Here is a 26,873-nt window from a genome sequence, read left to right on the forward strand (position 1 = left end):
ATGGCGCTGAAAACCTGCCGCTGCGCGGTCCGCTCCACTCCGGCTTCATCTGGCGGACCGGGCGGGACTCGACGTCCCTGTCTCGACCCGCCCTCTGGCCGCCGTCCTGGCGGCCAGTCCTGGATGCGCGCCTGCGTTCTCGCCAGGTTTCCTTGATGCGCCCAACCCCCATGCGGTGAGTCCGTTATTCGTCAGTGGCTTTTCAGAGGCTGAAAATCATAAAAAAAGTCATATCCTTTATATTTCAGCCCGTATCAGCTCAGTAAGCGAATCAACCGAATCAGATTTTCGTTTAAACCACCGATAATGCGATTGCCACAGGCAAATAAAACAAAAGACAACACCGATGATTTGCTTAAGTGAACGGCATTGCGAAAAATGGCCCGGCTACTTCACCGGGCAATCTTTGGTCATTTTAATAAATTTATCGTTATAGATGATGTAATGATTGCCAGGCTGGCGCAGTGAAGCCTGGCGGACAACGTCGCCGGGCCGTAAATACCATGCATCCCCTTCTTCTTCCGTGGTATCGCAGCCAGGCTTGATCAGCAGCTTAAACCAGGTATTCCCGGTATTGCTGACGGTGCCCGCCGCGCGGTCATAGGCCCATTTAAACTGGACCTGACGCGGACGTACGACCAGAATGGTCTCCATCACCACCACCGGATCCATACTGATCTGCGTACCGCTGTCAGTGCGCATCACGTAATTACGGGTCGGAATTTCACGAAAGGAAACCCGGTAATAGCGCTCGCGGTTGTCCTTCGGACCGTGGTAGTAAAACTTAAAGTACTCGCTCTCTCCCGCCTGCAACGTAAGCTGACGTGGCGCAAACAGCAGTTCACCGTCCGCCGGGCGAGAGCGCACTTCTTTGCCGCCAGGGCGGTCGATACCGACAATCGAAATCCGGTACAGACGCGCGCTTTTGTTATTGTTCACCACACGCTTCGCGGCAAACTCCGCATCCGCCGCCAGCGAAAAGGTTAAGTTACCGACAGAGATGGCCTGTACCCCTGGCGCTATCCACAGGATCAGCAAGCAGAAGGCCATCCGCCGCCAGTTAATTGATGTTACGCCATGTCGCCTGGACATGAATCTCTCCCGATGCGCTCACTTCACCAAACCAGCCGTTATCTTCTACCGTACGCAGCGATATTGCGTTATCCATGGGGATCGAAAATTTCACCGTTGTTTTGTCCATTTGCCCGACATCGCCGGAAATATCGGTCCACGGGGTGGTTAACCAGAGCGCGTCGGTCATATCGCGCCAGCTGTCATCACACCCGGCGTCATAGGTTCTGGTGGTTCCACTCTGCGTAAGAAATGAGAGCGTCGCCGGGAACGGTACCCGCGTTACCCCGTCTGATGAGCTAAAAATACAGTATGCGCGTCCGCCAATAACCTGCGAGGGGCCGGTCACTTTAATCAGCACTTCATCGGCGGCAGTCTGGCCGCTGGTGGTGACGATATAGCCAAAGTCCAGAGACGGTTCGCCGCTGCCAACGTAACCTTCACGCGTCGGCGCAGTCGTGTATTCATCGGAAATAATGCTGATACTAAAATCACGCGGTTTAATAACCAGCGAGTTGGAGGTGGAAAACTCATACCAGCCCGATTCCGGTGACGTGGTGTTTTGAAAGCGGAAGTTAAACAGATCTTTGGTATTGATATCGCTGATCCCTAACGCCACCATCTGTTTAAAGAAATTACTGGAGAAGAAGACATAGATTGCGTCCGCAGACTTCATATCATTAAATGTATAATAATAGGCCGTGCCGCTCACCGGCCGCCACGAATTTCCATCGAGGCTGAACTGCATATCATAGGCTCCCACCGCTGAGGACAACGACGAGTTGCTAATCGCCGGAAAAATATGAATGGAAGTATTACTCAGACCATTCGTTTGCAAGCTGTAGTTAACCATTTTGCAGCTCAGACCAGCAAGGCTACCAATGGTCTGCGTCCGGCAATCGGCATTACCTTCGCCCAGGGTCGGCACCCCGTCGCTGTTAATAAAAACTTCCGCCAGCGCATGGGTGTTAATTAACTTCAGGTTTGCCGCTTTGGTATGCGTAACGGTACGCACATACCAGTAGCCTGAATCCTGATCTTTACATCGCCCGCCGTTACTGGCGTCATAGCCGATCGACGTCATGCAGGCATTAATGGTCATGGAAAAGCTGCTGCCTACCGACATCTGTTGCAGATATTGATAGAACGCGTCGGACATCATGCCATGCATCCATTTTTGTCCGCCGGGCGTCACCGTCACGCCATAGAAACCATTGGCATCGGTGGTTTGCGGCTGGATCAGGCTGGTGGCCATATCGCAGCCCGAATACCAGTTGATACAGCGCAGACCGAGCAGGGGATGGGACGCCGGCGAGTTATCCAGCCACATATCGAAATACCAGTTGGCGTACAGACCGGTGTTGTAACCGTTATCGATATAACCCAGGCTCTGCTGATAAATCGTACCCGAACCCGTGTATTTCAGCCCGGTCCAGCGGTTAGCGCCTGTCAATCGCGGATCCAGCCCACCTCCGGGGGTGACAAAAAAGTTATCATCGGAGTTGTTTTCAACGAACACGAATGACATGGCGGGCGCATCGCTCAAGACGGTCTTCGTCACCGCCGCATAAGTTCGTGCCACGCACAGCGACACCGTTAACATGATAAAACATGCCAGCCACTTAGCTTTCATTACCTTCTCCTGTCGGCTGTACGCTGGCCCAGGTGGAGAGCCCCGTACAAACCACATCGCCCACCCACACTGCGCCGCGTGCCTGGCTGAGTTCCAGCGCGACTTCACAGCGCTGGTTCTTGCCGTAGCTGAAATCAATGGTCGGATATTTTTTATCGACATCCATCACGAACTCGCCCTTATCGTCGGTACGGGTGCGACCGATATGGTTATTAATGTGCGCGTTGGCCAGCAGCGTGCCGTCTTCAGCGCGGATGCGCCCGGAAACCGTCACCATTTGTTTTACCTCCGGTTCAATCACCGCCACATTCCCCGGATAAAGGGTCAGATGACTCTTGCGACCGGTAACAATGTCGTAGCTGTCAAACGAATTTTTACTGTTCTGCAGTTCCACTTCATAACGACTATACGGCGACAACGGCAGGTAATTACGATTACCGGAGAGCTGGACAATGCGCCCATTAACTCTGGCGCTCAGCTTGCCGTCATCCTCAAGACCGGTATTGAAAATCACCCCGGCGTTGCCATCGGTTCTCCCGCTGGCGGCGATATTTTTCCCCTGCCAGCCAACGCTGCCATTGGCGGTCAGATTGGTATTCACATAGCCGTCCGCGCTGCTGTTCACATTTAGCGTGCCGCTGGAATAGCGGGTATCAAACTGGGCGTAGGCGCCGCCGCTGAGGGTTTTGTCATCCCCGGTATCGCCGGAAATGGCCCGCGAGATATTCGCGCCGATGGTACGAATGCTGCCTTCATCAAACTGCTTACGCGCCGACAGGTTAGCCATGGTATAGCCGTTCTGGTGCGTCATTCCGGCGCTGAACCAGTTACCGAGCGGCAGCGAGAAATCCAGCGCAATATATTTCCCGGTGCTGGCGCTGCTATCGCCATTATTAAAACGCTGGATCCCTGCGCGCATGCCCAACGAGCCCCAGGTGCCGGTGTAGAGCGTCTGGTAGTAATCGGCGGTGTAGTAGTGACTGTTATAACGCCGATCGTCGTTATAACTGACGCTGAATGTGCCCAGTTTAGACCACAGCGCATTCAGGTTCAGCGTACCGCCGATCGCCCGGTTATCAGCATTGCTGCGCCGTATCCGATCGCCAATATGGGTTTTCTCCTGGTTGACCCACAGTGAACTGAACCCACCGGGTAAGGTGACGCTAATGCTGGCAACATTGCTCCAGGAACGGTCGCTGGCCAGCATATTTTGCAGGTTCACGTTGACGGATTCCGTCAGCGGTAACGTCAGTCGCGTCTCAGCAACAGCGTTGTTATCGTAGCCGTAGCCGGTCGCTGACCAGCTCAGCGCGCTAACCGAGCCAGAGGCCGAAGCCCCGGCCAGCCAGCTCTCTTTTGCGGGCTGCGACGTCTTACCGCCTCCGGACCAGCGGTCCATATGAAAACTGCCTCCCCAGAACTGCCAGGCCAACGGCGCGCCGGCCCCGCGCCCGCGGCTGAAGAGCTTGTTGACCCGCTGCGTACGTTTACTGACGACCCGCCCGTTCACAATCACTTCAACGTCAATATCATAGATCCCGTAGGGCAGGCCGCGGGTGTCCACTTCATGGTTACCCATCGCGAAGTTCTGTACGCTCATCAGCCGCCCGTCGCGAGTAAGATGAACTTCCCCGGCTGCGGGTAAAAAAGCCACGACCGGCGTGGCCGACTGGGTATTATCGAACACCGTTGAGCTGGCCTGGTTGCCCCACGAAACACCGTAGATCTTCCCTGCTGAAATGGCGGTCATCGGACCAAGAGACTGCAGGTTCCACGTATCCAGCATCCCACCAGCAAAGCGATGACCGGCAAAATCACGCTCATACATCGCCTTATACACTTCGCTGTCCTGGCGACCGGAACCTATGCCATACAACGATCCATCCAGCACCACATGGTGTTCGCGCAGCGCGGTGACGTTATTCAGCGACAGGTAGCTGGAGGTGTTATTGCCCCCATTACGCATCTGATTGTTATAAATCCCGAGGTTATAGTTCAGGGTACTGCTGAGCGAATGAACGCTGGACTGGCCGATATCTTCACTGCGCGAACGCAGTACAGTGCCCAGGGCCTCTTTTTTCACCACCAGTTGCAGCAGCAGTTGGCGCAGACTGAGCTGCAACTGCGCGTTGTCGGTCAGGTTAATGTTCAGTTCTTTGCTGAAAGCTTCATTGGTTAGCGCTGTCAGCTGTTTGCGGGTCTGCTCGCTGACCGTGGCGTTATTCTCTTTTTCTTCCAGTTGAATCTGCCGTACGCGCAGAACGTCATTATCCAGCCAGATAAAGGCGTTGCCGATCCGCTGATCGTCCTGAGTACCGCGGCTACCTTCGAGGTGAATAAACAGAGGAATGCTCATCCCGTCCTGCAGCGCCTGACTGAAGGCCTGCGGAATCATCACGCCGCCAATTTGTTGTACCTTATCGACAGCGGCGGTGACGCCGGGTGGAACGAACAAAATAACCATGCCCGAGGCAAGGAGCGTTTTTAGTCCTGTGGTAATCCCTGGTAGAGACATAATCGTGGTCCATTAGCACAGATGTCTATTTCACGGGAACAAACTGCTCGCCCTGCCAGAGCGCGACCCGCCCTCTTTTATCCGCCACGTTGACACGCGTAAAGCGACGTTCTTTTCCCGGCATCAGGAAGTAGTTTTCCTTGCACTCTTTCCCCTCAGCCGCCTTCAGGCACGGCCCATAGGCGAGGATACGCAGCGTGGCGTTGCCGGTATTCACCAACTTTCCGTCGGCATACTGGTAGCGGAAATTCACCTTTCTCGGCGCCACCACCAGGATAGTGCCGATACGCGCCGACGCCGTTGCTACCGCGCTGCGGGCGGCGCTGTTGCGCTGAGCGTCACTTAACGCCTGATCGAACCAGACGATGCGGTAATAGCGCTCTTTATCGTCCGCCGGACCTTTATAGAAAAAACGGATCACGTCGTTGGCTTGTGCAGGCAGCAACAGGCTGGCAGGGGTCAGTAAAATTTCATCCGGCTTATCCATCGGGATCACGTTGCCGTCATCAAGCGGTGAGCTGAGGCGCTCCATACGTATATTGACTAAGCGACCGCTGTCGGTTGTATTTCTGATCTCTTTGCTTAACGTACTGCTGTCGCTGTTTATAAATGAGGAGATGTCGCCCACATCCAGCGCCAGGGCTGGCGTCATTCCACTAAGCAACAGGCCGATGGCCAGAATGTGATTTTTCATATGAATTCAGTCCGTGAAATAAGGCCTGGGCTTCCCCCTTGCCTCAAATTGCTGACAAAGTACGTTGTTCTGAAATTGCCCGGTGGCGCTTCGCTTACTCGGGCCTACGAAAAACACATAACATAATGATATTGTTGGTTTTGTAGACCCAACCAGGCATTAGCCGCCACCTGACGGAAATACGAGCACAATATCTGTTCCAGATTTGTCATCAGCCTCAGGCAGGGGCTTCCCCCTGACCGAGGCTATAGTCGGATCAGCTGGTCCAGGTCGCGTCGAACTGGACGCTGACGTCACCACTCCAGATACCTTCCGGCAGCGTGCTGAAATCCGTCACAGCAGTCGTACCATCAGTGGTACCGCTGATGATGGAGAACGTGAAGCCGTCCTGCGCAGTTGTACGGCCAGAAGCGTTATAGCCAGTGGACAGCGCGCTGAGATTACCACCCAGCGTGTTCGTAACCGTATCAATCATGGTGGTGTCACCCGTTTTTTCGACTGCCACGCCGTTATAATCAACGCCGACGCTGAGAGTGGAACCGGAGGTATCCAGTTGAGTCAGGGTATTAGTCAGCAGGCGGGACGTCAGTTTAAACGCGGTGGCGGTGGTATCACCTTCAATAGCCACATCAAACAGACCTTTCTGCGTATTAAATCCTTTAATGCCTTCGGCATACTGGAAAGCCAGGCTGCCCAGCGGCGTCACCACCAGCTTACTGGTGGTATCCTTTTTAGCGGTTGCCGACCAGGTTGCGACTGCCTGAGCAGTCACATCTGCTGCCTGAGCAACCCCCACACCGGCAAACGCAGTGACCAGAGCAATTGCAAGAACCTTTTTTTTCATAGCATTTTCTTCCTGAGTTTAATGAGAGACCCGATGTCCCACTTCTGTGCGCATTTCCCGCCATTATTCAGGGCTCAGGCCATATAAATATTGCCTGTGACCTGAATGACTGGCGGTATAATGACCTTGCGCACATATTTAAAAATTACGTTCACAAAAAAATAATCAGACCGCTAAAGCGCTAATTTATGTATTTTTGAATACAGTTTGGCTTCGGCATTCCGGCGATGGGTATAAACCGTCTTCACGCTGCAATTCTCAATTCTGGCGATAGATTTCGGATGCATTCCTTGCGCCGTCATGCGAATTATTTGCATTTCCCTGTTGGTGATCTTTTCTTTCTTGATATCCTTCCTCAGAAAACGGCCATTAATAACGTAGGCCAGATCCTGACGAATATTATTAGTTAGGTCGACGTAGACTACGCCACGAATTGCGCTATTGTAGTACCAATAATTAGCCAGAGCCTCAGAGCGCCTTGCCGCAATAAGTACAATTTGTTTTCCCTTCATTTCTGCCAGCCACTCATTATCGCGACGAATAAAATAATTCAACGAACTGGCGCTAAGGTTAATAAAAACAAATTCTTTGCACACTTTTTCAAGTGATAAATAAATTAAGCTATCAATATCCAGTATCAGCTCGGAGAGTCCCTTCAAAAAATATTTATCATGCGCCGGCCAGATGCATTTGCTCAGAGAGCATTTACGTTCCATATAAGTCAACCCCATAGTCCTGGAAATCTCGAACATATCACAACACCGCTGACAGTCCTGGCCTGCAAAATATAATTTTGTCAATTCCTCTTTGAAAAAAGGTCACCTGAGGCAAAGAATACTAAAAACATCTGTTTGTTGTGTTTCAGAATTTAGGATTTTTCTCCACGGGTGTCAATAAGTGTGAAAAAGGATAAATGACAATCTACCCAAATGATATCTAAATAATAAAAATAAGAATATTACGTTAAACATAAAAATCATTTACTTTCATGTGGTTATTAGTCGCCTGCACGCTGGTTCTTAAATGATTATTATATTTACCAGGATCTTAGCCATAATCTATTAAGACTATTCTCACAAAAATATTCACTCAAAAAATAAAAATAACAAAAAACATCAACTAAAAAAGAATTTAAAACTATAAAACACAAACAATAAAGAATAAAATAAAGAAATTTAACTTAATTAATAAAATTAAAAACCATAAAAAATAATTAAAAAAGATTAAAATTCCATGAACGATAATAAAAATCAATCGCAACCGTATAATCTATATCCAACATCATGCAAGATACATCACAACAGCATACAACAGCGTCGTTATCAGCGCGTCCCGCTAAAAATCTGAAGCCTGTGATGAAAATTCTTAAAATCCCCTCCTGCACAATTCAAATTGCAGGCATCAGGCGATGTCCCGTATCAGGTTATGGTGTCGTCGTTGCGTCCAAAGCCCGTTAAGACGGCTTTACCTCCTCTACTGACCGTGACGTTCATTGTTAAACAACGTTGAACAACACTGACGCGAATCCTGAGAAGGGAGGCCGTGACGCAAGCCGCATAATATAAGAGGGTGCTCCTTTCACCGGCCACTGGCGAGTTCATTATTTGTTCGTCTTACTGTCATCGGGCCGTCATATAAAACGCCATAAATAGTGTCCAGTTGAATGACAAACCCGGACACGTTTATGAACAGTTCTCTGGCTGCGGTTGTGGAAAGCGACTATCAGCAATTTTTCCCCCCATTGACTCACCGACAACGAAAGGTCCTGAGCGTACAGAATCTGAGTAAATCCTACAGTGCACAACAAACCGTGCTGGATAGCATCAGTTTTGATCTTTATGCCGGCGAGTTAGTTGGCGTAATTGGTCGATCCGGCGCCGGAAAATCGACCCTCTTGCATGTACTGAATGGCACCCATAGGGCCAGCGGCGGCGAGATCCTGAGCTATCCGGAAGTCGGGGCGGCGCAGGAAATCTCAACGCTGTCAGGGCGTGCATTAAACGCCTGGCGTAGCCAGTGCGGAATGATCTTTCAGGACTTCTGTCTGGTCCCGCGCCTTGACGTTTTAACCAATGTGTTGCTGGGACGGCTAAGCCAGACCTCAACTCTGAAATCATTATTCAAAATCTTTTCTGATGCCGACCGGGCCCGCGCTATCTCCCTGCTGGAGTGGATGAATATGCTGCCCCACGCGCTACAACGGGCGGAAAACCTCTCCGGCGGTCAGATGCAGCGCGTCGCTATCTGCCGGGCGCTGATGCAAAGCCCCCGAATTTTACTGGCCGATGAACCGGTCGCCTCTCTGGATCCGAAAAATACCCAGCGCATCATGAATGTTCTTCGCGAAATTAGCGAACAGGGTATCAGCGTGATGGTAAACCTGCATTCGGTGGAGCTGGTGCGTGAATATTGCACCCGGGTTATTGGCGTAGCCAAAGGCAAGATTATTTTTGACGACCATCCCACTCAGCTTAGTCAGGATATTCTGCAACGGCTGTATGGCGATGAAATTAGCCAATTGCATTAAATTTCACTCACACGGACAAAATAATGAAAAAGTACATCACTGGCGCAGTTCGTTTATCCGCAGCGGTTGCAGGCATTATGATGGCGTGGCAGGCAAGCGCCGCTGAACAACCGAAGGAGTTAAATCTGGGTATCCTTGGCGGTCAGAACGCAACGCAGCAAATTGGTGATAACCAGTGCGTTAAACAGTTCCTGGATAAAGCGCTGAACGTCGATACGAAATTACGTAACTCTTCCGACTATTCCGGCGTTATCCAGGGCCTGCTGGGCGGCAAAGTTGACGTGGTATTAAGTATGTCCCCCTCATCGTACGCCTCGGTTTATCTTAATAATCCAAAGGCCGTCGATATTGTGGGGATTGCCGTGGATGATAAAGATCAGTCCCGCGGCTACCACTCGGTGGTGATTGTTAAAGCGGACAGCCCGTATAAAAAGTTAGAAGACCTGAAAGGCAAAGCGTTTGGCTTCGCCGACCCGGATTCCACTTCCGGTTTTTTAATTCCGAACCACGCGTTTAAACAGCAGTTCGGCGGCACCTCGGATAATGAATATAACCACTTTTTCTCCAGCGTGACCTTCTCCGGCGGGCACGAACAGGACATTCTTGGCGTGCTGAACGGCCAGTTTGCCGGCGCGGTAACCTGGACGTCAATGGTGGGCGACTATAATACCGGCTACAGCGTCGGCGCCTTCAACCGTCTGATTCGTATGGATCACCCGGACCTGATGAAGCAAATCCGTATTATCTGGAAATCACCGCTGATCCCAAATGGCCCGATTCTGGTCAGCAACGCCCTGCCAGCGGACTTTAAAGCCAAAGTCATCACCGCGATTAAAAAGCTGGATACTGACGATCACGCCTGTTTCATCAAAGCGATGGGCGGTACGCAACATATCGGCCCGGGCAGCGTGGCTGATTTCCAGCAGATCATTGATATGAAACGCGAACTGGTTAACGCACGTTAACCCCGCCCTGATGCCGCCGCCCGGCACTTATCGCCGGCGGCGACTGGTAGAGACATCGCGACACATGAATAACACTCATACCGAATTTGAACGCTATTATCAGCAGGTTCGCGCGCGGCAAAAGCGCGATACTTTCAGCTGGTCAGTGCTACTGTTGGTGCTCTATTTCGCCGCTGGCAATATGGCGGAATTTAATCTCTTTACGATCTGGCATTCGCTGCCCAACTTTCTCGATTACATGCTTGAAACCTTGCCAACTCTCCATGTTGCCGAACTGTTTGCCGATTCGCACACCAAAGGTTCGCTGGCCTGGTGGGGCTATCGTCTGCCGATACAACTGCCGCTGATCTGGGAGACGCTACAGCTGGCGCTGGCGTCCACGCTGGTGGCTGTGGCAAGCGCCACGGTGCTGGCGTTTGTCGCCGCCAATAACGCCTGGTCCCCGGCCCCGCTGCGCTTTACCGTGCGCGTGCTGGTGGCTTTTCTGCGCACCATGCCGGAACTGGCGTGGGCGGTCATTTTCGTCATGGCCTTTGGCATCGGGGCGATCCCCGGCTTTCTGGCCTTAATGTTGCACACCATCGGCAGCCTGACCAAGCTGTTTTATGAAGCGGTAGAGAGCGCACAGGATAAACCGGTCCGCGGCCTGGCCGCCTGCGGCGCGTCTCGGTTGCAGCGCATCCGTTTCGCTCTGTGGCCTCAGGTGAAACCTATTTTTCTCTCCTACGGTTTTATGCGTCTGGAAATTAACTTCCGCTCCTCAACCATTCTTGGTCTGGTGGGCGCCGGAGGTATCGGCCAGGAGTTGATGACCAATATCAAACTGGATCGTTACGATCAGGTCAGCATTACGCTGTTGTTGATTATTATCGTGGTGTCGCTGCTGGATATTCTGTCCGGCCGTCTGCGGCGCTGGGTTGTGGAGGGGAAACAATGAGTCAGTGGCAGAACCAACCGGATATCGCCGCCAGCCGTCGCCAGCATCAAGATTTGTATCAGGTCCAGGGACGCTATCTGCGCTATGTCGCCCTGCTGACGCTGACCTGCGTGCTCTATTATGTCTGGTTTTTTATGCAATTCGGCATCAGCGGCCAGCAACTCATCACCGGGGTTCAGCAAATCGGTCGCTATCTGCTGCGGATGTTCGTCTGGCATGATTTTTTCAACTGGCCGTTCGGTTATTATTTCACGCAAATCGCCATTACCCTGGCTATCGTTTTTGCCGGCACAATTACCGCAACGGTGATCGCCCTCATGCTCTCATTTCTTGCCGCACGCAACATTATGCGCGGCGTTATTCCGGGGATTATCGCTCTGCTGATGCGCCGATTGTTTGATATCCTGCGCGGGATTGATATGGCGATCTGGGGGTTGATTTTTGTCCGCGCCGTCGGGCTCGGGCCGATGGCCGGGGTACTGGCGATTATCATGCAGGATACCGGTCTGCTGGGTCGTCTGTATGCCGAAGGACATGAGGCGGTTGACCGCGCGCCGGGTCGCGGGCTAACCGCAGTAGGCGCCAACGGTTTACAGAAACATCGCTTTAGCATTTTCACTCAATCTTTCCCGACGTTTCTGGCGCTGAGTCTGTATCAGATTGAATCCAATACCCGTTCAGCCGCGGTACTCGGTTTTGTCGGCGCGGGCGGCATCGGCCTGATTTACGCGGAAAATATGCGCTTATGGAACTGGGATGTCGTGATGTTTATCACCCTGATTCTGGTCGCGGTGGTGATGGTGATGGATACGCTTTCCGCCTGGCTGCGCCGCCGCTATATCGGCGGTAGCGTGGTGCCGTTGTTTAAACCTGATTAGTTGCGCGAGCACAACAACATTCCCGGAGGCGGCGTGCTGCGTCTTCCGGGCTACCTGACCGCACGAACAGGTAACCCGGATAACGCATTTAGCGCCGGGGAAATCACAACCGCCACTCCAGCACCGGCCACTGATACTGCACATTCGCCGCTATCAGCTGCGGGCAAGGGTTGACCAGCCGCACGTGGTCGACATGCAGACACAGCGGCAGGTCGTTAATCGAATCGGTATAGAACGTCGTCTCGCCTGAGTATTCGGGGTGCGCCTGTCGCCACTGCGCCAGACGCACCACCTTCCCCTGCTGATAGCTCGGCGTGCCGGCAATCACGCCGCTATAGCCGCCGTCAACCATCTCCACATCAATCCCCAGCGCCTGTGCAATGCCCAGTTCCTTCGCGACCGCCTGCACCAGCAGGCTAACCGATGCGGAGATAATCAGCATCTGTTCGCCTCGCGCCTGTTGTGTCCGAATAACGTCCCACGCCTGCGAATAAACGCGCGGCACGATCTCTTCGCGAACGCAGCGCGCCAGCAGGCTATCCACTTCCGGCCTGGCTACACCGATCAGCGGCGCCTGAATCAGAGCCACGTAATCGGCGATATTCATTTCGCCGCAATCGTAGTCGGCCATCATCTTCGCTTCACGCGCCAGATAGTCCGGATCGTTCACCCAGCCTTCACGCACCATAAAGCGACTCCACACCGTGCTGCTATCGCCCTTAATTAAGGTGTTATCCAGATCGAAAATTGTCAGTCTTTTACTCATCGTTCGTTTTCCATAATCAGCAGATGGTCTCGCGAGAGTATGCGTCAAGAACAGTGACAAGAGAATGACGCGGGCGAAATGCCCGGATTACGGGCAGCGCGGCGTTCACTTTCGCCGCGCAAAACAGCGACATTATCCCGCAAGTATCGCCAGCATCTCGATGGTCGACCCACAAAGATGATCAAAACCACGCTGACGTAGCGATAAAAACCACTTACAGGCGCCACAACGCAGGATAAAAGGGCGCTATCACCGGATCATGCCAGTGCGCTATTGAGCCAGTCGAATAGACTTTCCACCGAGGCCTGCGCAGGCGCGCGGACTGTCGGTTGCCCCGGTTTTAACAGCAATAGCGTCGGCAATCCTCGAACGCCCAGCTCGCTCGCCAGCGCCTGATGCTGGTCGGCATCCAGATAACGCGTATCAAGCTGAGCGGTCCGCTGGCTAATTTTTTGATTTCCCAGCTGTTGCCAGAGTTTGCGGCAATGCACACAGCGCTCCGCGCCAACAAATAATAGTATTGGCTGACCGCTCTCCAGCTCGCTCGCCGCGCTTATCGGCCTGAACGCGCTTTCCGCAACGCGGAACAGTTTCGGGCTGCGGCGCAACGTGTCATTATCGGTCGCCACACATAACGCATCGGCGCTTTTACTGTATGGTTTTACGCCTGCTACCCGCACCACGCTCTGCGCCGGACCCGCCGCCGCGCCGGGCTGACGCAGGGTACGCACATCCACCGCCACAATCGGCGTTTCCTGGGGCTGTGCGAGCTGCGGTATCCAGGCGTAAGGGATACGGTAAGCGCGATAAACCATATTGTTGTTCAGCGTTTTGCCCCAGAACGGCGAAATATATTCCCAGACGATCTCATGGTCGCGGGTTACTTCAAAAATGCGGCCATTCGAACCTTCGTTAATCAGGGTATTACCGTTTTCCAGACGTTGCATATTGCTGATATAGGGGCTGTAGAAACGGTAAGAGTCGGTTGGCTGCGGCAGAGACGCCTCATAAGGCGAATAGCGCCACTCAATATCGAGAGTCAGTGGATTGATCTCAAGTATTCGGGAGTAGTCGCGCCAGGCGTTTTTCACCCCGTCCGCCGACGCCGGATTTGGCGCGCCGTATCCGGCCCAGCCGCCGTTATCGAAAATCAGGATATTGCCCGCGCCCGGCAGCCCTTGCGGGATCATATGCGCATGGTGCTGGCCGATAATCCAGCCGATATGCTTCAGCTCCGGTTTGCTGTAGTCCGGGCCAAGCTGCCAGACGATCTTGCCGCTCGGCTTATCAATGATGGCGATAATGTTGGATTCGCGGGCGTCCCAGATAATATTATCGGGATGGAAGCGCGCATCACCGGCGTCATACCATTTATTCGGTCCTAACGCCGACATCGAGTTGATATGCATCCAGTCGCCCATTCCGCCGCCGCTGGCACGCATGTTTGGATTATTGTACAGCGCAGTGCGCGCCGCGTCGTCGAATCCCAGTTCGTGAAAATGATCGCTGCAGCGCCACTCCCATACAACATTACCCTGCCAGTCGACTTCAATAATCACGTCATCCAGCAGCAGCTTGTCGGAGATCGCGTCATTAACCAGATTGGTATGGGCGAGGATCAGGGTGTTGCCTCCCTCAACCTGCGGCTCCAGCCCCGGCGCGTAGTAACCCACCGGATTGCCCGCACGCTGATAATCGTGATGCGCGCGCGCCATCCAGCGTGTTTCATTGCCGGGGTCGCTCACCTGCTCGTAACGGTCGAATTTCCAGGTCACGTTACCTTCCCAGTCCACCTGAATCAGGTCGAGCATATCCTGCATACCGTAGCGCGGGTCACGCTCACCGCTGTGACCAAGGATCGTGCCGCCGGGCAGAATTTTATTGGGAAAGCCGTGCAGTTCAGGCCATTCACGCACGATGTGACCGTTCATATCCACCAGTACCGCGCCGTATTCCGTCGCCTGGAAAAGGGTGTAGCCGCTCCAGGCGCGCTGGGGATCGTAAAGCGTGGCGCCAGTCGGATAGACAGAAGGATGTCCCATGTGTTGCTCCTTAATAAAAAAATCAGTCAGAAGTAATCAGATTGCGAATCTGGCGGCAGGCGGCGGTAAACCCGTCATCGTCACGCTGGCGTGGATGCGGCAGTGTTAAACTCACTACTTCGCGTATCCTCCCCGGACGCGGCGTGAGCACCACCACCCGGTCGGCGAGCGCTACCGCCTCTTCAACATCGTGCGTCACCAGCAACGTGGTGGTTCCCGCGCGTTGGTGGATCTGTAAGAGCTCCTGCTGCAGGGTATGGCGCGTCAGGGCATCCAGCGCGCCAAAAGGTTCATCCAGCATCAGGATCTGCGGACGGGCGACCAGACCACGGGCGATGGCGACCCGCTGGGCCATTCCGCCGGAAAGCTGAGCGGGCAACGCACTGGCGAATTCGCTTAACTGCACGCGATCCAGCATTTCCTGCGCCCGCTGGCGTTTCGCCGCCCGACTGAGCTTTTCGTCCGCCAGGCCAAGCATCACGTTGTCGATAACGTTAAGCCACGGAAACAGACGCGGCTCCTGAAATACAATGCCCCGTTCTTTACCCACGCCCGTTACCGGCTCGCCATTAATGCGAATTTCACCCTGAGTCGCCGACTCCAGGCCCACCAGCATCCGCAGCAGCGTCGATTTACCGCAGCCGCTGCTGCCCACCAGCGCCACCAGTTCACCGGCGGCGATATCCAGACTGAAATTGTGTAGCGCCGTTACCTGTTGCCAGGATTTACGTACCTGGCGAAAAGAGACCAGAGTTGAAGAGGTCATAGTTGCTCCTGTTGTCGCCAGCGAGTGGCGCGCATTTCCAGTAAACGCCCGGTTTTATCCAGCACCGCGCCGGTAATACCGACCAGCACCATACCGCAGAGAATGGTCGGCATATCCAGCAACTGCTGAGCATTGATCATCAGGCTGCCGATCCCGACACCGGAGGACATGAAATACTCTGCGCCAATATTGCCAAGCCAGGCGTAAATCAGCGCCAGCCGCAGACCAGCAAAAATCCCCGGCGCGGCGCCGGGAAGAATCAGCCTGCGCAAGCGCGCAATGCCATCCAGGCGCAACACTCTGGCGACTTCATCGAGCTGCGGGCTACGCTGAAACACAGCCTGAAGGGTGCTAAAGAACATGGGAAAGAACGAGGCCAGCGCGATAAAGACAATTTTGCCGCCGTTATCATTGCCGACCCATGCGGTCAGCAATGGCAGCCAGGCAAACAGTGCGATATGGCGCAGTACATTAAACGTAGGGGTAAAGATCTGCCCGGCGCGCGGACGTAGCGCCAGCAGCAGCCCGCATAACAGACCGCTGGCGATCCCCAGCGCGCCGCCAACAACGGCCCGTCCGAGGCTTGCCAGCATCGCAGCGGTCAGCTCTCCGCTTGTGACCCCACGGACAAAACGCTCCGCCACCGCCAGCGGCGAAGAGAATAATGCGCTATCGATCCAGCCCCACTGGCTGGCCAGTTGCCACAGCGCCAACAGTACGAACGGCAGCGGTAGCGCTCGCCAGCTGGCCCGCGGTTTCCAGGCCAGGCGTCCGGCGGCCGGTTGCGGCCAGAACACCAATCGGGAACAGGCCCGGTTCGCCGCCCACTCCATCAGCATGCCGCTAAGGCCCACAACCGCAATGGTGACAAAGACGATATCCAGTTGAAACAGCTGGCGCCCCCAGACCATCAGGTAGCCAATGCCTTCAGAGGAAGCCAGCAGTTCGACAACGATAAGCGATACCCAGGCCTGCGAAAGCGCCAACCGCAGGCCGGTAAACCAGCCCGGCAGACTTGCCGGGATCACCAGCCAGCGCAGCCGCTGCCAGCGAGAGAAATTCATCACGCTTCCGGCTTCGCTCAGGAGCAGCGGCACGCTGGCAACCGCCTGTTGCGTGTTGATGACCATCGGCACAATGGTGGTTTTGACGATAACCGCCAGCTTAAGACCGTTATCAATACCGAACAGCACCATAAAGAGAGGGATCCAGCCCAGCGTCGGGATTTGCGCCAGGGCATAAAACAGCGGCTCCACCCGCTGCGCGACCGCCGGCACCAGGCCAAACAGTGCGCCCAGCAGCGTTCCGACAATGGCGCCCAGCAGCAGACCAAGCGCCAGATGCTGGAGGCTAAATCCCCATTGCGCCAGCAGATCGCCGCTCAGCAGCGACAGCGCGGTATCGGCAACCACCGACGGCGCGGGCAGAATTTGTTCCGGCATCCACCGTTCTCGGGCGGCGACGTACCACAGCAGCAGCAATAACGCGGGTAGCAGCCACGGCCAGCCGTTAAGCCTGAAGTCAGGCCTGCCGGGGGCTTCGGTTCTTAAGATCATCTGCGACATATCGATCCACGTTTCGGGAAGTTATGCCGCTATAAGAACGTGACTCGCGCTGCACCGCCATTGCATTAAGGGAATAATGCCGATGCATCAAATGCATTTCGGCCTGCCGGGCGCGCGACCTCTGATTTAGCTTTTTTTATGCAATGCTTTGCGAATAAAAGCATTTAACAGGTCGCCGGGCTGTTCTTTACGGTGAAGAAAAAAACGTAAGGGAACAACAAATTATGATGAAAGCATTTTTTAGCCGCACCCTTCTGGCGTTAGTTACGATTATCGGCCTGCTGACACATGTCCAGGCCGAGGCGCTACATACGATTCGCATCGGCGTACCGGACCAAAGCGCTGGCAGTAAACCGTTTATTGAGGGACCGGTCGGCATGGCGTTTATCCGCCATCAACTGGAAACGGTATTTAAGCCGCAAGGGGTGGAGATTAAATGGCAATTTTTTAAAGGTGCGGGTCCGGCGGTGAATGAAGCGTTAGCCAACCAGCAGCTTGATTTTGTCTATCTCGGCGACCTGGCGGCGATTATCGGCAAAGCAAGCGGGCTGCCAACGCGCTTGCTGCTGGGCAGCCGCGGTTCGGAATCTTACCTTGCGGCGACCAAAGCCTCGGGGATAAAAACGCTGGCGGATCTGAAAGGAAAACGGGTGGCGGTGTATCGCGGCACGGCAGATCAGTTAGCCTTTGACCGGGCCCTGCAAACTGTCGGGCTTAACGAACGTAATTTGCAGGTCATCAATCTTGACTGGAACGCCGGAAAAGCGGCGCTGGCGGCAGGCCGCGTTGATGCTGTCTGGGGCGGCGTTTCTCTACTGGCATTACGCGGCGATAAGATAGATGTGGTGGCGAAAAGCGGTGATTTCGGTCGTCAGAACACCACCCAGGCGGCCTTCCTCGGGAGCCAGGCGTTTATTGACGCGTGGCCCCAGGCAACCCAGCAGATTATTAATGTACTGGTGAAAAACGCGGCTGAAATCAGCGACCCTGCGAATCGCGATGCCTGGTCCGCCGAGATGGCGAAGCAAAGCCAGATTCCGCAGGCGCTATTTCTGGAAAAATTACAGCCGCAGGATCTGGATTTTGTCACCTCACCGCGCATCGACCCGTTCCTGAGTGATAGCTTTAGCAGCAGCGTCGAACAGGCCCACGCTGGCCGCCTGATCCGCAGCGCTTTTGATGTGAGTCAGTGGGTAGACGGCAAGTTTGTCGAGCAGGCGCTGAAAACCCAGCAACTGGAAAAACACTGGCCGCTGTACGATGCGAAAGGCCAGCCGGTCAGCGCCGGTTAAGTTCTCCCGTTCTGAGCCAACAACTGAAGCGGTGACTGGCGGTCAGTATGGAGAATAATCTCAATCAGCTTCTCCACCAGCGGTGGCAGAACCGCGTGGACCGGGGAAATAATGGCGAACCGGGTCTGCATCAGCCGCCACTCATCGGGCAGATCGCTGAGCTCCAGCCTGACCAGCCGGTGGCTGTGCTGGCAAAGGGCGAAGCCATCTTCGCTGGCGAAACTTATCGCGTCGGTATGGGCCAGAATGGAGAAAAGCGCATAGAGGTGATCGCACTGAATCGCCGGAGTAAAGTCCTGCTGTTGGCTGAGCGTCGCCAGCACTTTCCGCACGCCAGGCGGTAGACAGGGCGCCACAAAGGGATAGCGCAACATCGACTGAATAGAGACCGCACCCTGTTTAGCCAGCGGATGGTCGGCGTGACAGACGAAAAAGCAGCGCCGCGGGCTGAGCGGCTGAACGCGTAGCTGCGGATCCAGCTCAGCCTGCCAGCTATCGGCGACCACAAAGGGATACTGCTGTGTGGTGAGCGCTTGATGCAGGGTAATCCAGTTATCAATATGAAAGCGCACCCTCGCCTGCGGCAGCAGACGATGAAACTCACCGATAGCGCCCGGAATCAGCCCGGCTACGGGCCCCGGACCGCAGCCAAAAGCGACTTCACCGTTCTGCGCATCATCCGCCTCGCGCAACTGGCTGCTGAGTTCAACGTTCAGTTCCTGAAAACGGCGGGCGTAAGGCAGCAGCTTTTGCCCGTGCAGTGTTAGCGTCGGCAGCTTGCCCTGGCGGTCAAATAAAGGATGGCCAATGCTCTGCTCCAGCGCCTGAATGCTGCGGCTGAACGCCGATTGCGACAGACATACCACCTCCGCGGCGCGATTAAAACTGCCGTACTCAACTAACGCCACAAAGTTGCGCAGTTGGCGAAAATCCAAATGCATAGGCTCGTCCCACTCTCTTTTTTATTACACAAAAGTACTGGAGGGCAACCAGGTTGCGCAATGCCGGGATGATGAGGATCTTTCACTTTCACCTTGACCTGAATCTGAATAAGTCAGCCAGCCTCGCCTTTGTGAAATATTGTTTCCCGAAGAAAAAAATTATTAATGATGGATACGCTGTTTTGGCGTAAATAATGGTTGCTGATTCTCACTGCACCACCCGACATATATTATTTACGTAAGGTTTCGTAAATTTTGCGTTTGGTCATTCTGACACAGTAGCGAATCGGCTATAAAAGACCTCGGTCCGTTCCCTTGTGACGAAAAATAATGATATGAAGCCTAAACTTGCTCACGCGCTATTATTGGTTCCTTTTTTGCTTTTGACAGGATGTTCCTCCACATCTAAACCGCATAAAACCGTCGCGCTGCATAGCCATTCGACTATCGACGAAGGTTCAGATGACCTGATCCCGGTGATCGCCGCTCTGCATGACCAGATGCATACCTGGGAAGGCGCGCCCTACGAATGGGGCGGCACGAAACAGAGCGGGGTTGACTGCTCCGGTTTTGTCTGGCGTACGCTAAAGGATCGTTTCAACCTGCCGATGGCGCGCATCACTACGCGCGAACTTCTGCATATGGGGGTCCGCGTTAGCCCGCAGCAGTTACGCCCTGGCGATCTGGTTTTCTTCCGTATTAAAGGCGGTATGCACGTCGGTTTCTACGACACTGACCATAATTTCCTTCATGCTTCCGCCAGCCAGGGCGTTATGCGCTCGTCGCTGGATAATCCGTACTGGAAATCAGTATTCTACCAGGCGCGTCGCCTGCCGAAGGAATATAATACCCAGATCACGATGAATAACGATAATCTGCATCTGGCGAAAAATCGCTAATTACCAATAGCAAAGCCGCCCTGTTATCACGGCGGCTTTACTTTGTCTTAACGTTAAGTTATCAGAACTGGTAGGTCATCCCCACAGCGACGATATCATCATCGTTGATACCCAGTTTGTTATCGCTCTTCAGCTGGTTAATTTTGTAATCAACAAAGGCGTTCATGTTTTTATTGAAGTAATAAGTCATGCCGACATCAATGTAGTTGACCAGGTCTTCATCACCCACCCCCTCAATATCCTTGCCTTTTGACAACACGTAGCCCAGAGACGGACGCAGACCAAAGTCAAACTGGTACTGAGCCACGGCTTCAAAGTTCTGCGCTTTAGTCGCAAAACCGCCGCTGATTGGCGTCATTTTGCGGGTTTCCGAATACATGGTCGCCAGGTAGATATTGTTGGCGTCATATTTCAGCGCCGTCGCCCAGGCCTGCGCTTTTTTACCGGTGCCGCGCGTCAGTTGATTCTGAGCGTCGGTACGGTCGGAGCTGGTGTAAGCCGCGCTGATAGCGAAGTCGCTGCCACCAAAGTCATAGCTTACTGCGGAGCCAAAACCGTCGCCATTCTGCTTGCTGGGGTCACGAGTGCCTTCGTTTTTGCCCTGATATTGCAGGGTCAGGTTCAGCCCATCAACCAGGCCGAAGAAATCGGTATTGCGGTAAGTTGCCAGGCCGCTGGAGCGCTTGGTCATAAAGTTATCCGTCTGCCCGGAGGAGTCGCCGCCAAATTCCGGGAACATATCGGTCCAGGCTTCAACGTCGTACAGCGCGCCGAGGTTACGGCCATAGTCAAATGAACCAACGTTCTTGAATCTCAGGCCAGCGAAGGCCAGGCGCGTTTTCTGGGTAGCGTCGCTTTCCGCTTTGTTGCCGGAGAATTCCGCTTCCCAACGGCCATAGCCAGTCAGTTGGTCATTAATCTGCGTTTCGCCTTTGATCCCGAAACGCACATAAGTCTGGTCGCCATCTTTGCTGTCATAGTCACTCAGATAATGCATCGCCCTGACTTTGCCATAGACGTCCAGTTTATTACCGTCTTTATTATAAACTTCTGCTGCTTGTGTCGCCGAAGTAGCAATAAGACCCATCATCATTAATGCCAGTGAACGCTTTTTCATTATTCAGTCCTGGTAATTTATTTATACGCGCCAATCAATTTCGGGCCGCAGCCCGGTTAAAAACTGCTGTTTTTTTAACGCTCGAATATTAAAAATCTATGACAAGATGGAACTTTTTCTAAAAAAGGGTATTTAATTATTTCCATCATAAAAATGTCATACTCCCCCGCCAGAATGCCCGATCCGCACAAGGAAGTGGCGCATCCATGACGCCAGGTGTTGGCAAGCGGCCTGACTCCTGTTACAACATCAACTCGATATCGAAATTCCTTTTTGAACGGCAGAGAATCATGAGTGACAGCCAGACGCTGGTGGTAAAACTGGGCACCAGTGTTTTAACAGGCGGATCCCGCCGCCTGAACCGCGCCCATATCGTCGAATTAGTGCGCCAGTGCGCACAGCTGCACGGGACGGGTCATCGAATTGTGATAGTGACCTCCGGGGCGATCGCCGCCGGACGTGAGCACCTCGGCTACCCTGAACTGCCCGCGACCATCGCATCCAAACAACTGCTGGCGGCCGTCGGCCAAAGCCGCCTTATTCAGCTGTGGGAACAGCTGTTTTCTATTTACGGTATTCACGTCGGCCAGATGCTGCTGACGCGTGCGGATATGGAAGACCGCGAGCGTTTTCTCAACGCCCGCGATACCCTGCGCGCGCTGCTGGATAACAACATCGTGCCAATCATTAATGAAAATGATGCCGTGGCGACCGCTGAAATTAAAGTTGGCGATAACGATAACCTGTCGGCGCTGGCCGCTATTCTGGCGGGCGCCGATAAACTGCTGCTGCTGACCGATCAGCAGGGACTGTTCACCGCCGATCCGCGCAATAACCCGCAGGCCGAACTAATTAAAGATGTTTACGGTATTGATGACACCCTGCGTGCGGTCGCCGGCGATAGCGTGTCGGGATTAGGTACAGGCGGTATGGGTACTAAACTGCAGGCCGCCGATGTCGCCTGCCGCGCGGGTATCGACACCATTATCGCCGCCGGCAGCCGTCCAGGGGTGATTGGCGACGTTATGGAAGGCGTTTCCGTCGGGACCCGTTTTCACGCGCAGGCGTCGCCGCTGGAAAACCGCAAACGCTGGATTTTCGGCGCGCCGCCGGCCGGTGAGATTACCGTCGACGCCGGTGCGACCCAGGCGATTCTTGAGCGCGGCAGTTCCCTGCTGCCGAAAGGAATTAAGACCGTCGCCGGCAACTTCTCGCGTGGTGAAGTCATCCGTATTCGTAATCTTGACGGCCGTGATATCGCCCACGGCGTCAGCCGTTATAATAGCGATGCTCTGCGCCGTATCGCCGGGCAGCACTCGCAGCAGATCGATGCCATTCTGGGCTATGAATATGGTCCGGTCGCCGTCCATCGTGACGATATGATTATCCGTTAAGGAGCTGAAAATGCTGGAACAAATGGGCATTGCTGCCAAAGCGGCCTCATATAAACTCGCGCAGCTTTCCAGCCGCGAAAAGAATCAGGTGCTGGAAAAGATTGCCGACTATCTTGAAGCGCAGGCCGAAGAGATTCTGTGCGCAAACGCGGAAGATCTGGCAGAAGCACGCGCCAGCGGTTTAAGCGAGGCGCTGCTTGACCGCCTGGCGCTCAACCCGACGCGTCTGAGCGGGATCGCGAATGATGTCCGGCAGGTCTGCAACCTTGCCGATCCGGTTGGTCAGGTGATCGATGGTGGTCTGCTCGACAGCGGCCTGCGTATCGAGCGACGTCGCGTGCCGCTGGGCGTGGTTGGCGTGATTTACGAAGCCCGCCCAAACGTCACCGTTGACGTCGCTTCTTTATGCCTCAAAACCGGCAACGCGGCGATTCTGCGCGGCGGCAAAGAGACCTGGCGCACTAACGCCGCCACGGTGAAAGTCATTCAGCAGGCGCTGCAGGAGTGCGGCCTACCGGCAGCCACCGTCCAGGCGATTGAGAGTCCGGATCGCGCGCTGGTCAGTGAGATGCTGAAGATGGACAAGTATATCGACATGCTGATCCCTCGCGGCGGCGCGGGTCTGCATAAACTGTGCCGCGAGCAGTCAACCATTCCGGTGATCACCGGCGGGATTGGCGTATGCCATATCTTTATCGACGATTCCGCCGATATTACCGAAGCGCTAAAAGTCATCGTTAACGCCAAAGTGCAGCGCCCCAGCGCCTGTAACTCTGTCGAAACGCTGCTGGTGCATCAGGATATCGCCGGGCGCTTCCTGCCTGCATTAAGCCAGCAAATGGCGGAGAGCGGCGTCAGCCTGCATGCCGACGCGAGCGCCCTGCCCTTGCTACAAGGTGGTCCGGCAAGCGTAGAACCAGTGAAAGCGGAACAGTATAACAATGAATATCTGTCGCTGGATCTGAACGTCAAAGTGGTTGCCGATCAGGATGAGGCCGTGGCCCATATTCGCGAGCATGGCACCCAGCATTCAGACGCTATCCTGACGCGCTCGTTAAGCAATGCAAACCGCTTTATTAACGAGGTGGATTCCTCTGCGGTGTATGTTAACGCCTCAACCCGTTTTACCGACGGCGGCCAGTTCGGCCTCGGCGCGGAGGTGGCGGTCAGCACCCAGAAGCTGCACGCACGCGGCCCGATGGGTCTGGAAGCGCTGACGACCTATAAGTGGATTGGTTTCGGCGACGATACTATCCGTGCTTAATTATGGCGAGGGTGATGCAAAATCAGCCACTTGATTCGCAAGGCTATTGACGCATCACCCGGTTAGTTTTAACCTTCTACCCCGTGTTTACGCTCGTAAGCGCATCTTGCAGGGCCGATATAGCTCAGTTGGTAGAGCAGCGCATTCGTAATGCGAAGGTCGTAGGTTCGACTCCTATTATCGGCACCATCTTTTCCAATAAAATCATATAATTACTGTTGCATTGTTTTGCTTTTCTTAACACGAATGTGCATTTTTGCGCGTTGTGAGTGTGGCAAAATTGTGGCAGGTACAGTGAGATTGTTTGTGGCCCAATGCAAGGGTGTGCTTACAGTTTCAGAGCCAGACGGTACTGAGACGACGCTTACAAAAATCCTGCTGTTGCATCTGTATATCGGTCAATGCAACACCGCTCAGGCGATGGTATCCTTACCTTAGCTCCAAATATCCCCAGGAAACGCTAACTGATAAAGAGCTGGCGAGAAAACTGTGTCAGACGTTCATAGCCAGTATCAGTAATCAGAATGGTTTCCGACATACCGAAACCTCGTGCCAACACATAGGTATGAAAGGTCATGCCCGGCACAAAAGTCCAGTCGCAACCGGGGGCGGCTTCCAACGGCTCACCACCGCTTGGTGCGAGCAGGAGTCCCACCGAGTAAAACGTCTTGTTGGTATAACTCTCGCGCAATCCCGCGGAAAGGACTCCGTCGCGGTAGATGGCGTCGGGTACCGATGCGGCCACACCTGGAGCAACCGCCGTCAGAGCCTTATCCTGAATAGCAATCAGTTGCTCAACGACGCGCAGGTCCGTCTCACTCGCCTCGCTTACCCGGATCGGCCGCATAAAACGCGCATGATAATGACGGACATTAGGAGTCGTCTCTATCTGCACAATATCGCCATGCTGTAACACCCGATCGCTGTACCCTCCATGCAGGTGATAAGCCCGCTCACCAGAGGACATCACGCCAGGGCCAGGTAGATCGCTGCCAGCACGGATAATAGCGGCACAGATTTCCGCCGCCATCTCGCGCTCACTGGTACCCGGCAGCGCAGCGTTGATGGCGGCCTGCATTCCAGCCTCGGCCGCCCGAGCTGCAGCGCGCTGATAGGCAACTTCGGCGGTGGATTTGATAAACCGCATCTGCGTCACCAGTAAACCCGCATCAGCAAAACGCGCCTGAGGCAGGCCGTCGCGGATAGCGTTGAATCGCGCTACTGATAATGGCCATGCATCCATCTCTACCACCAAATGCGGCGCATGGCCAAGACGCGTACGAATGGCATCGGTTGCCACTGCCATCTTGTCATCGCTATCACTCCACATGACCCGGTCAGGGTAAACACATGTGCTATCCAAATAGTATGCTTCTACGTCGCGGCAGATCAGCGTCGGCTTGCCGCTGGCCGGAATGATGGCAAATTGAAACGACGAGTAGGCCCGGGTAAAAAAGCCGGTCAACCACGTCACGCTTTCCGGCATAAACGCCAGTAAACCGTCATATCCCTGCTCTACCAGATGGCGTTGCACCCGCTGCAGCCGTTGTTCAAATTCTTCTTTTGCAAACCAATAATTTGTTTTCGCCATCATCTGAACCTTAATTAAACAGTACAAGGAACGGTAGCGGCGGCCCGAGCGTCGCCGCGCCGGGTGTCATTATTGTATCGCGGTGTTATACGCTTCTCTGGCGGCCAGCGAGTGTGCGGCCCACCAGGTAATATCGAGAAACAACGCATTAGCCAACCGATCTGGCGTAGACGGTAGTCGTTCAATTCGAGAAGCGTTAATTAGCGGGATTGATTTGGGAGTGACCGGGCCATACGCGACATATTGGCTGAAACGAGCCTGTACTTCTGGTTTGACGATGTAGTTCAGGAATTTTACCGCCTCAGCCTTGTTGGGTGCCCCTTTGACGATCATAAAATACCCCACCTGAGCAATCGACTGCGCCCAGGACATCGCGATGGGACGACCATCGTCGATACCCGCCTGGAAACGGCCATTCCATCCCAGCGCCATAACAACCTCTCCGCTGGCTAGCGCTTGAACCGGTTGCGCGCCAGCAGACCACCACATAGTGACATAGGGTTTAATCTGGCGGATTTTATTGAGCGCACGCTGCATACCCGCGTCAGTACTCAGCACCTGATAAACATCCTTTGGCGCTACGCCGTCAGCCATCAGCGCTGCTTCCAGTACCGTCTCCGGTTGAGCGGGAAGAGTCCGCTTACCAGGGAATTTTTTTACGTCCCAAAAATCAGCAAAGGTTTTCGGTCCGCCATGGGGAAATGCCTGCGTAGAATAGCCAATGACCGTGGAAAAAATTTCCGACGGTATACCATAGTCATTACGCGCCTCCGGCAAAATATTGCTTTCATCCACCATGTCGGGAGTAATCTTTTCGAACAGGCCGCTCTGTGCTCCTTGCATCAGACTGGAACCGCCAGCGGTCACCACATCCCACTCAATTTTATGGGTATCGACCATGGCTTGAATGCGCGCGATCACCGGGTTCGTGTCTTCTATGACTTTGATCCCCGTCTCTTGACTGAAAGGCTTGATCCAGGCCTCACGGATACCATCCTGATACGCGCCTCCCCAACTGGAAAAAACCATTTCATCGTCGGCACTCGCCGCAAAGGTGAGGAACATCGTTGCCAGTACGCTGGCGGCCTTCCACTTCATAAGCAACTCTCTCATCTGTTTCTCTCCCGTTAAGTACTGCGTCAATGGTCTGGCAGTTCAAGGCCGCTCGCGCT

General features: G+C 54.1%; 22 protein-coding genes and 1 tRNA gene. 9 read left to right on the plus strand and 14 right to left on the minus strand.

The annotated features are described in order from the left end of the window. Positions 1-387: 387 nt before the first annotated feature. The 6 genes from FN037_RS06980 to FN037_RS07005 all read right to left on the minus strand — a co-directional run bounded on the left by FN037_RS06980 (position 388) and on the right by FN037_RS07005 (position 7,473). Positions 388-1,092, minus strand: a complete 705-nt coding sequence (locus tag FN037_RS06980; RefSeq protein ID WP_142501809.1) for a fimbria/pilus periplasmic chaperone — start codon at positions 1,090-1,092, stop codon at positions 388-390. After that, positions 1,061-2,704: a hypothetical protein gene (locus tag FN037_RS06985; protein ID WP_142501810.1), complete on the minus strand. Its 1,644-nt coding sequence runs from the start codon at positions 2,702-2,704 to the stop codon at positions 1,061-1,063. The genes FN037_RS06980 and FN037_RS06985 overlap by 32 nt, the downstream gene beginning before the upstream one ends. Beyond that, a complete protein-coding gene (locus FN037_RS06990; RefSeq protein WP_142501811.1) occupies positions 2,694-5,219 on the minus strand; it encodes a fimbrial biogenesis outer membrane usher protein in 2,526 nt (841 codons plus the stop codon). Before FN037_RS06990 ends, FN037_RS06985 begins: the two co-directional genes overlap by 11 nt. 25 nt (positions 5,220-5,244) lie before the next feature. Continuing rightward, positions 5,245-5,913 carry a hypothetical protein gene (locus FN037_RS06995; RefSeq protein WP_138363188.1) on the minus strand — a complete coding sequence of 223 codons (669 nt, stop codon included), beginning with the start codon at positions 5,911-5,913 and terminating at the stop codon, positions 5,245-5,247. Positions 5,914-6,169: 256 nt separating this feature from the next. Beyond that, positions 6,170-6,757, minus strand: coding sequence for a common pilus major fimbrillin subunit EcpA (locus FN037_RS07000; protein WP_138363189.1), 588 nt, complete (start codon positions 6,755-6,757; stop codon positions 6,170-6,172). A 173-nt stretch (positions 6,758-6,930) separates the two neighbouring features. Then, the gene (locus FN037_RS07005; protein WP_138363190.1) at positions 6,931-7,473 is read right to left on the minus strand and encodes a helix-turn-helix domain-containing protein; all 543 of its coding nucleotides are present in this window, start codon (positions 7,471-7,473) and stop codon (positions 6,931-6,933) included. Positions 7,474-8,441: 968 nt separating this feature from the next. Here FN037_RS07005 and phnC point away from each other — a divergent pair. The 4 genes from phnC to phnE (FN037_RS07025) all read left to right on the plus strand — a co-directional run bounded on the left by phnC (position 8,442) and on the right by phnE (FN037_RS07025) (position 12,064). Continuing rightward, complete coding sequence (gene phnC / locus FN037_RS07010) at positions 8,442-9,284, plus strand: phosphonate ABC transporter ATP-binding protein (RefSeq protein ID WP_142501812.1); 843 nt, start codon at positions 8,442-8,444, stop codon at positions 9,282-9,284. A gap of 23 nt (positions 9,285-9,307) precedes the next feature. After that, positions 9,308-10,249 carry a phosphonate ABC transporter substrate-binding protein gene (phnD, locus tag FN037_RS07015; protein WP_138363192.1) on the plus strand — a complete coding sequence of 314 codons (942 nt, stop codon included), beginning with the start codon at positions 9,308-9,310 and terminating at the stop codon, positions 10,247-10,249. Between the two features lie 64 nt (positions 10,250-10,313). Beyond that, positions 10,314-11,186 carry a phosphonate ABC transporter, permease protein PhnE gene (gene phnE / locus FN037_RS07020; protein ID WP_138363193.1) on the plus strand — a complete coding sequence of 291 codons (873 nt, stop codon included), beginning with the start codon at positions 10,314-10,316 and terminating at the stop codon, positions 11,184-11,186. Continuing rightward, complete coding sequence (phnE, locus tag FN037_RS07025) at positions 11,183-12,064, plus strand: phosphonate ABC transporter, permease protein PhnE (protein WP_142501813.1); 882 nt, start codon at positions 11,183-11,185, stop codon at positions 12,062-12,064. Before phnE (FN037_RS07020) ends, phnE (FN037_RS07025) begins: the two co-directional genes overlap by 4 nt. 103 nt (positions 12,065-12,167) lie before the next feature. Here phnE (FN037_RS07025) and FN037_RS07030 read toward each other — a convergent pair whose 3' ends face one another. The 4 genes from FN037_RS07030 to FN037_RS07045 form a co-directional block, all read right to left on the minus strand. Further along, the gene (locus FN037_RS07030) at positions 12,168-12,830 is read right to left on the minus strand and encodes an HAD family phosphatase (RefSeq protein WP_142501814.1); all 663 of its coding nucleotides are present in this window, start codon (positions 12,828-12,830) and stop codon (positions 12,168-12,170) included. A gap of 257 nt (positions 12,831-13,087) precedes the next feature. Next, a complete protein-coding gene (locus tag FN037_RS07035; RefSeq protein WP_142501815.1) occupies positions 13,088-14,872 on the minus strand; it encodes an aryl-sulfate sulfotransferase in 1,785 nt (594 codons plus the stop codon). A gap of 22 nt (positions 14,873-14,894) precedes the next feature. Further along, positions 14,895-15,638 (minus strand): ABC transporter ATP-binding protein, encoded by a 744-nt coding sequence (locus tag FN037_RS07040; protein WP_138363197.1) that lies wholly within the window; start codon positions 15,636-15,638, stop codon positions 14,895-14,897. Continuing rightward, positions 15,635-17,203, minus strand: coding sequence for an ABC transporter permease (locus tag FN037_RS07045; protein ID WP_142501816.1), 1,569 nt, complete (start codon positions 17,201-17,203; stop codon positions 15,635-15,637). Before FN037_RS07045 ends, FN037_RS07040 begins: the two co-directional genes overlap by 4 nt. A 224-nt stretch (positions 17,204-17,427) precedes the next feature. On the opposite strand from FN037_RS07045, the gene FN037_RS07050 reads away from it, so the two are divergent. Beyond that, positions 17,428-18,495 (plus strand): ABC transporter substrate-binding protein, encoded by a 1,068-nt coding sequence (locus tag FN037_RS07050; RefSeq protein WP_142501817.1) that lies wholly within the window; start codon positions 17,428-17,430, stop codon positions 18,493-18,495. On the opposite strand, the gene FN037_RS07055 is transcribed toward FN037_RS07050, so the two are convergent. Continuing rightward, on the minus strand, positions 18,492-19,436 hold the full coding sequence (locus FN037_RS07055) for a LysR family transcriptional regulator (protein WP_138363200.1): 945 nt from the start codon (positions 19,434-19,436) through the stop codon (positions 18,492-18,494). The two genes, FN037_RS07050 and FN037_RS07055, sit on opposite strands and share 4 nt — an antisense overlap. 335 nt (positions 19,437-19,771) lie before the next feature. Between FN037_RS07055 and FN037_RS07060 the strand changes: the two genes are divergently transcribed. Then, positions 19,772-20,335 carry a C40 family peptidase gene (locus FN037_RS07060; RefSeq protein WP_142501818.1) on the plus strand — a complete coding sequence of 188 codons (564 nt, stop codon included), beginning with the start codon at positions 19,772-19,774 and terminating at the stop codon, positions 20,333-20,335. A 61-nt stretch (positions 20,336-20,396) separates the two neighbouring features. Here FN037_RS07060 and phoE read toward each other — a convergent pair whose 3' ends face one another. Then, on the minus strand, positions 20,397-21,452 hold the full coding sequence (gene phoE, locus FN037_RS07065; RefSeq protein WP_142501819.1) for a phosphoporin PhoE: 1,056 nt from the start codon (positions 21,450-21,452) through the stop codon (positions 20,397-20,399). A gap of 290 nt (positions 21,453-21,742) precedes the next feature. Here phoE and proB point away from each other — a divergent pair, with 290 nt between their 5' ends. From proB to FN037_RS07080, 3 genes are all read left to right on the plus strand, one after another. Then, positions 21,743-22,846: a glutamate 5-kinase gene (gene proB / locus FN037_RS07070; protein ID WP_138363203.1), complete on the plus strand. Its 1,104-nt coding sequence runs from the start codon at positions 21,743-21,745 to the stop codon at positions 22,844-22,846. Between the two features lie 10 nt (positions 22,847-22,856). Beyond that, positions 22,857-24,110: a glutamate-5-semialdehyde dehydrogenase gene (gene proA, locus FN037_RS07075; protein WP_138363204.1), complete on the plus strand. Its 1,254-nt coding sequence runs from the start codon at positions 22,857-22,859 to the stop codon at positions 24,108-24,110. 113 nt (positions 24,111-24,223) lie between these two features. Next, a tRNA-Thr gene (locus tag FN037_RS07080) sits at positions 24,224-24,299 on the plus strand. Between the two features lie 271 nt (positions 24,300-24,570). Here the strand turns inward: FN037_RS07080 and FN037_RS07085 are convergent. After that, complete coding sequence (locus tag FN037_RS07085; protein ID WP_142501820.1) at positions 24,571-25,701, minus strand: M24 family metallopeptidase; 1,131 nt, start codon at positions 25,699-25,701, stop codon at positions 24,571-24,573. A gap of 69 nt (positions 25,702-25,770) precedes the next feature. Then, positions 25,771-26,814 carry an ABC transporter substrate-binding protein gene (locus FN037_RS07090; protein ID WP_142501821.1) on the minus strand — a complete coding sequence of 348 codons (1,044 nt, stop codon included), beginning with the start codon at positions 26,812-26,814 and terminating at the stop codon, positions 25,771-25,773. Positions 26,815-26,873: the final 59 nt, after the last annotated feature.

The sequence above is a fragment of the Klebsiella sp. 2680 genome, assembly GCF_900198535.1.
Lineage (GTDB): Bacteria > Pseudomonadota > Gammaproteobacteria > Enterobacterales > Enterobacteriaceae > Klebsiella > Klebsiella indica.

Excerpts from the sequence above, each read along its gene's own strand:
- FN037_RS07090 (WP_142501821.1), bottom strand. The coding sequence starts at position 26,814 with ATGAGAGAGTTGCTTATGAAGTGGAAGGCCGCCAGCGTACTGGCAACG.
- FN037_RS06980 (WP_142501809.1), bottom strand. The coding sequence starts at position 1,092 with ATGTCCAGGCGACATGGCGTAACATCAATTAACTGGCGGCGGATGGCC.
- FN037_RS06985 (WP_142501810.1), bottom strand. The coding sequence starts at position 2,704 with ATGAAAGCTAAGTGGCTGGCATGTTTTATCATGTTAACGGTGTCGCTG.
- phnE (WP_138363193.1), top strand. The coding sequence starts at position 10,314 with ATGAATAACACTCATACCGAATTTGAACGCTATTATCAGCAGGTTCGC.
- phnC (WP_142501812.1), top strand. The coding sequence starts at position 8,442 with ATGAACAGTTCTCTGGCTGCGGTTGTGGAAAGCGACTATCAGCAATTT.
- proA (WP_138363204.1), top strand. The coding sequence starts at position 22,857 with ATGCTGGAACAAATGGGCATTGCTGCCAAAGCGGCCTCATATAAACTC.
- FN037_RS06995 (WP_138363188.1), bottom strand. The coding sequence starts at position 5,913 with ATGAAAAATCACATTCTGGCCATCGGCCTGTTGCTTAGTGGAATGACG.
- FN037_RS07040 (WP_138363197.1), bottom strand. The coding sequence starts at position 15,638 with ATGACCTCTTCAACTCTGGTCTCTTTTCGCCAGGTACGTAAATCCTGG.
- FN037_RS07005 (WP_138363190.1), bottom strand. The coding sequence starts at position 7,473 with ATGGAACGTAAATGCTCTCTGAGCAAATGCATCTGGCCGGCGCATGAT.
- FN037_RS07030 (WP_142501814.1), bottom strand. The coding sequence starts at position 12,830 with ATGAGTAAAAGACTGACAATTTTCGATCTGGATAACACCTTAATTAAG.
- FN037_RS07055 (WP_138363200.1), bottom strand. The coding sequence starts at position 19,436 with ATGCATTTGGATTTTCGCCAACTGCGCAACTTTGTGGCGTTAGTTGAG.
- phnD (WP_138363192.1), top strand. The coding sequence starts at position 9,308 with ATGAAAAAGTACATCACTGGCGCAGTTCGTTTATCCGCAGCGGTTGCA.
- FN037_RS07000 (WP_138363189.1), bottom strand. The coding sequence starts at position 6,757 with ATGAAAAAAAAGGTTCTTGCAATTGCTCTGGTCACTGCGTTTGCCGGT.
- FN037_RS07050 (WP_142501817.1), top strand. The coding sequence starts at position 17,428 with ATGATGAAAGCATTTTTTAGCCGCACCCTTCTGGCGTTAGTTACGATT.
- FN037_RS07060 (WP_142501818.1), top strand. The coding sequence starts at position 19,772 with ATGAAGCCTAAACTTGCTCACGCGCTATTATTGGTTCCTTTTTTGCTT.
- phnE (WP_142501813.1), top strand. The coding sequence starts at position 11,183 with ATGAGTCAGTGGCAGAACCAACCGGATATCGCCGCCAGCCGTCGCCAG.
- proB (WP_138363203.1), top strand. The coding sequence starts at position 21,743 with ATGAGTGACAGCCAGACGCTGGTGGTAAAACTGGGCACCAGTGTTTTA.
- FN037_RS06990 (WP_142501811.1), bottom strand. The coding sequence starts at position 5,219 with ATGTCTCTACCAGGGATTACCACAGGACTAAAAACGCTCCTTGCCTCG.
- FN037_RS07045 (WP_142501816.1), bottom strand. The coding sequence starts at position 17,203 with ATGTCGCAGATGATCTTAAGAACCGAAGCCCCCGGCAGGCCTGACTTC.
- FN037_RS07085 (WP_142501820.1), bottom strand. The coding sequence starts at position 25,701 with ATGGCGAAAACAAATTATTGGTTTGCAAAAGAAGAATTTGAACAACGG.
- FN037_RS07035 (WP_142501815.1), bottom strand. The coding sequence starts at position 14,872 with ATGGGACATCCTTCTGTCTATCCGACTGGCGCCACGCTTTACGATCCC.
- phoE (WP_142501819.1), bottom strand. The coding sequence starts at position 21,452 with ATGAAAAAGCGTTCACTGGCATTAATGATGATGGGTCTTATTGCTACT.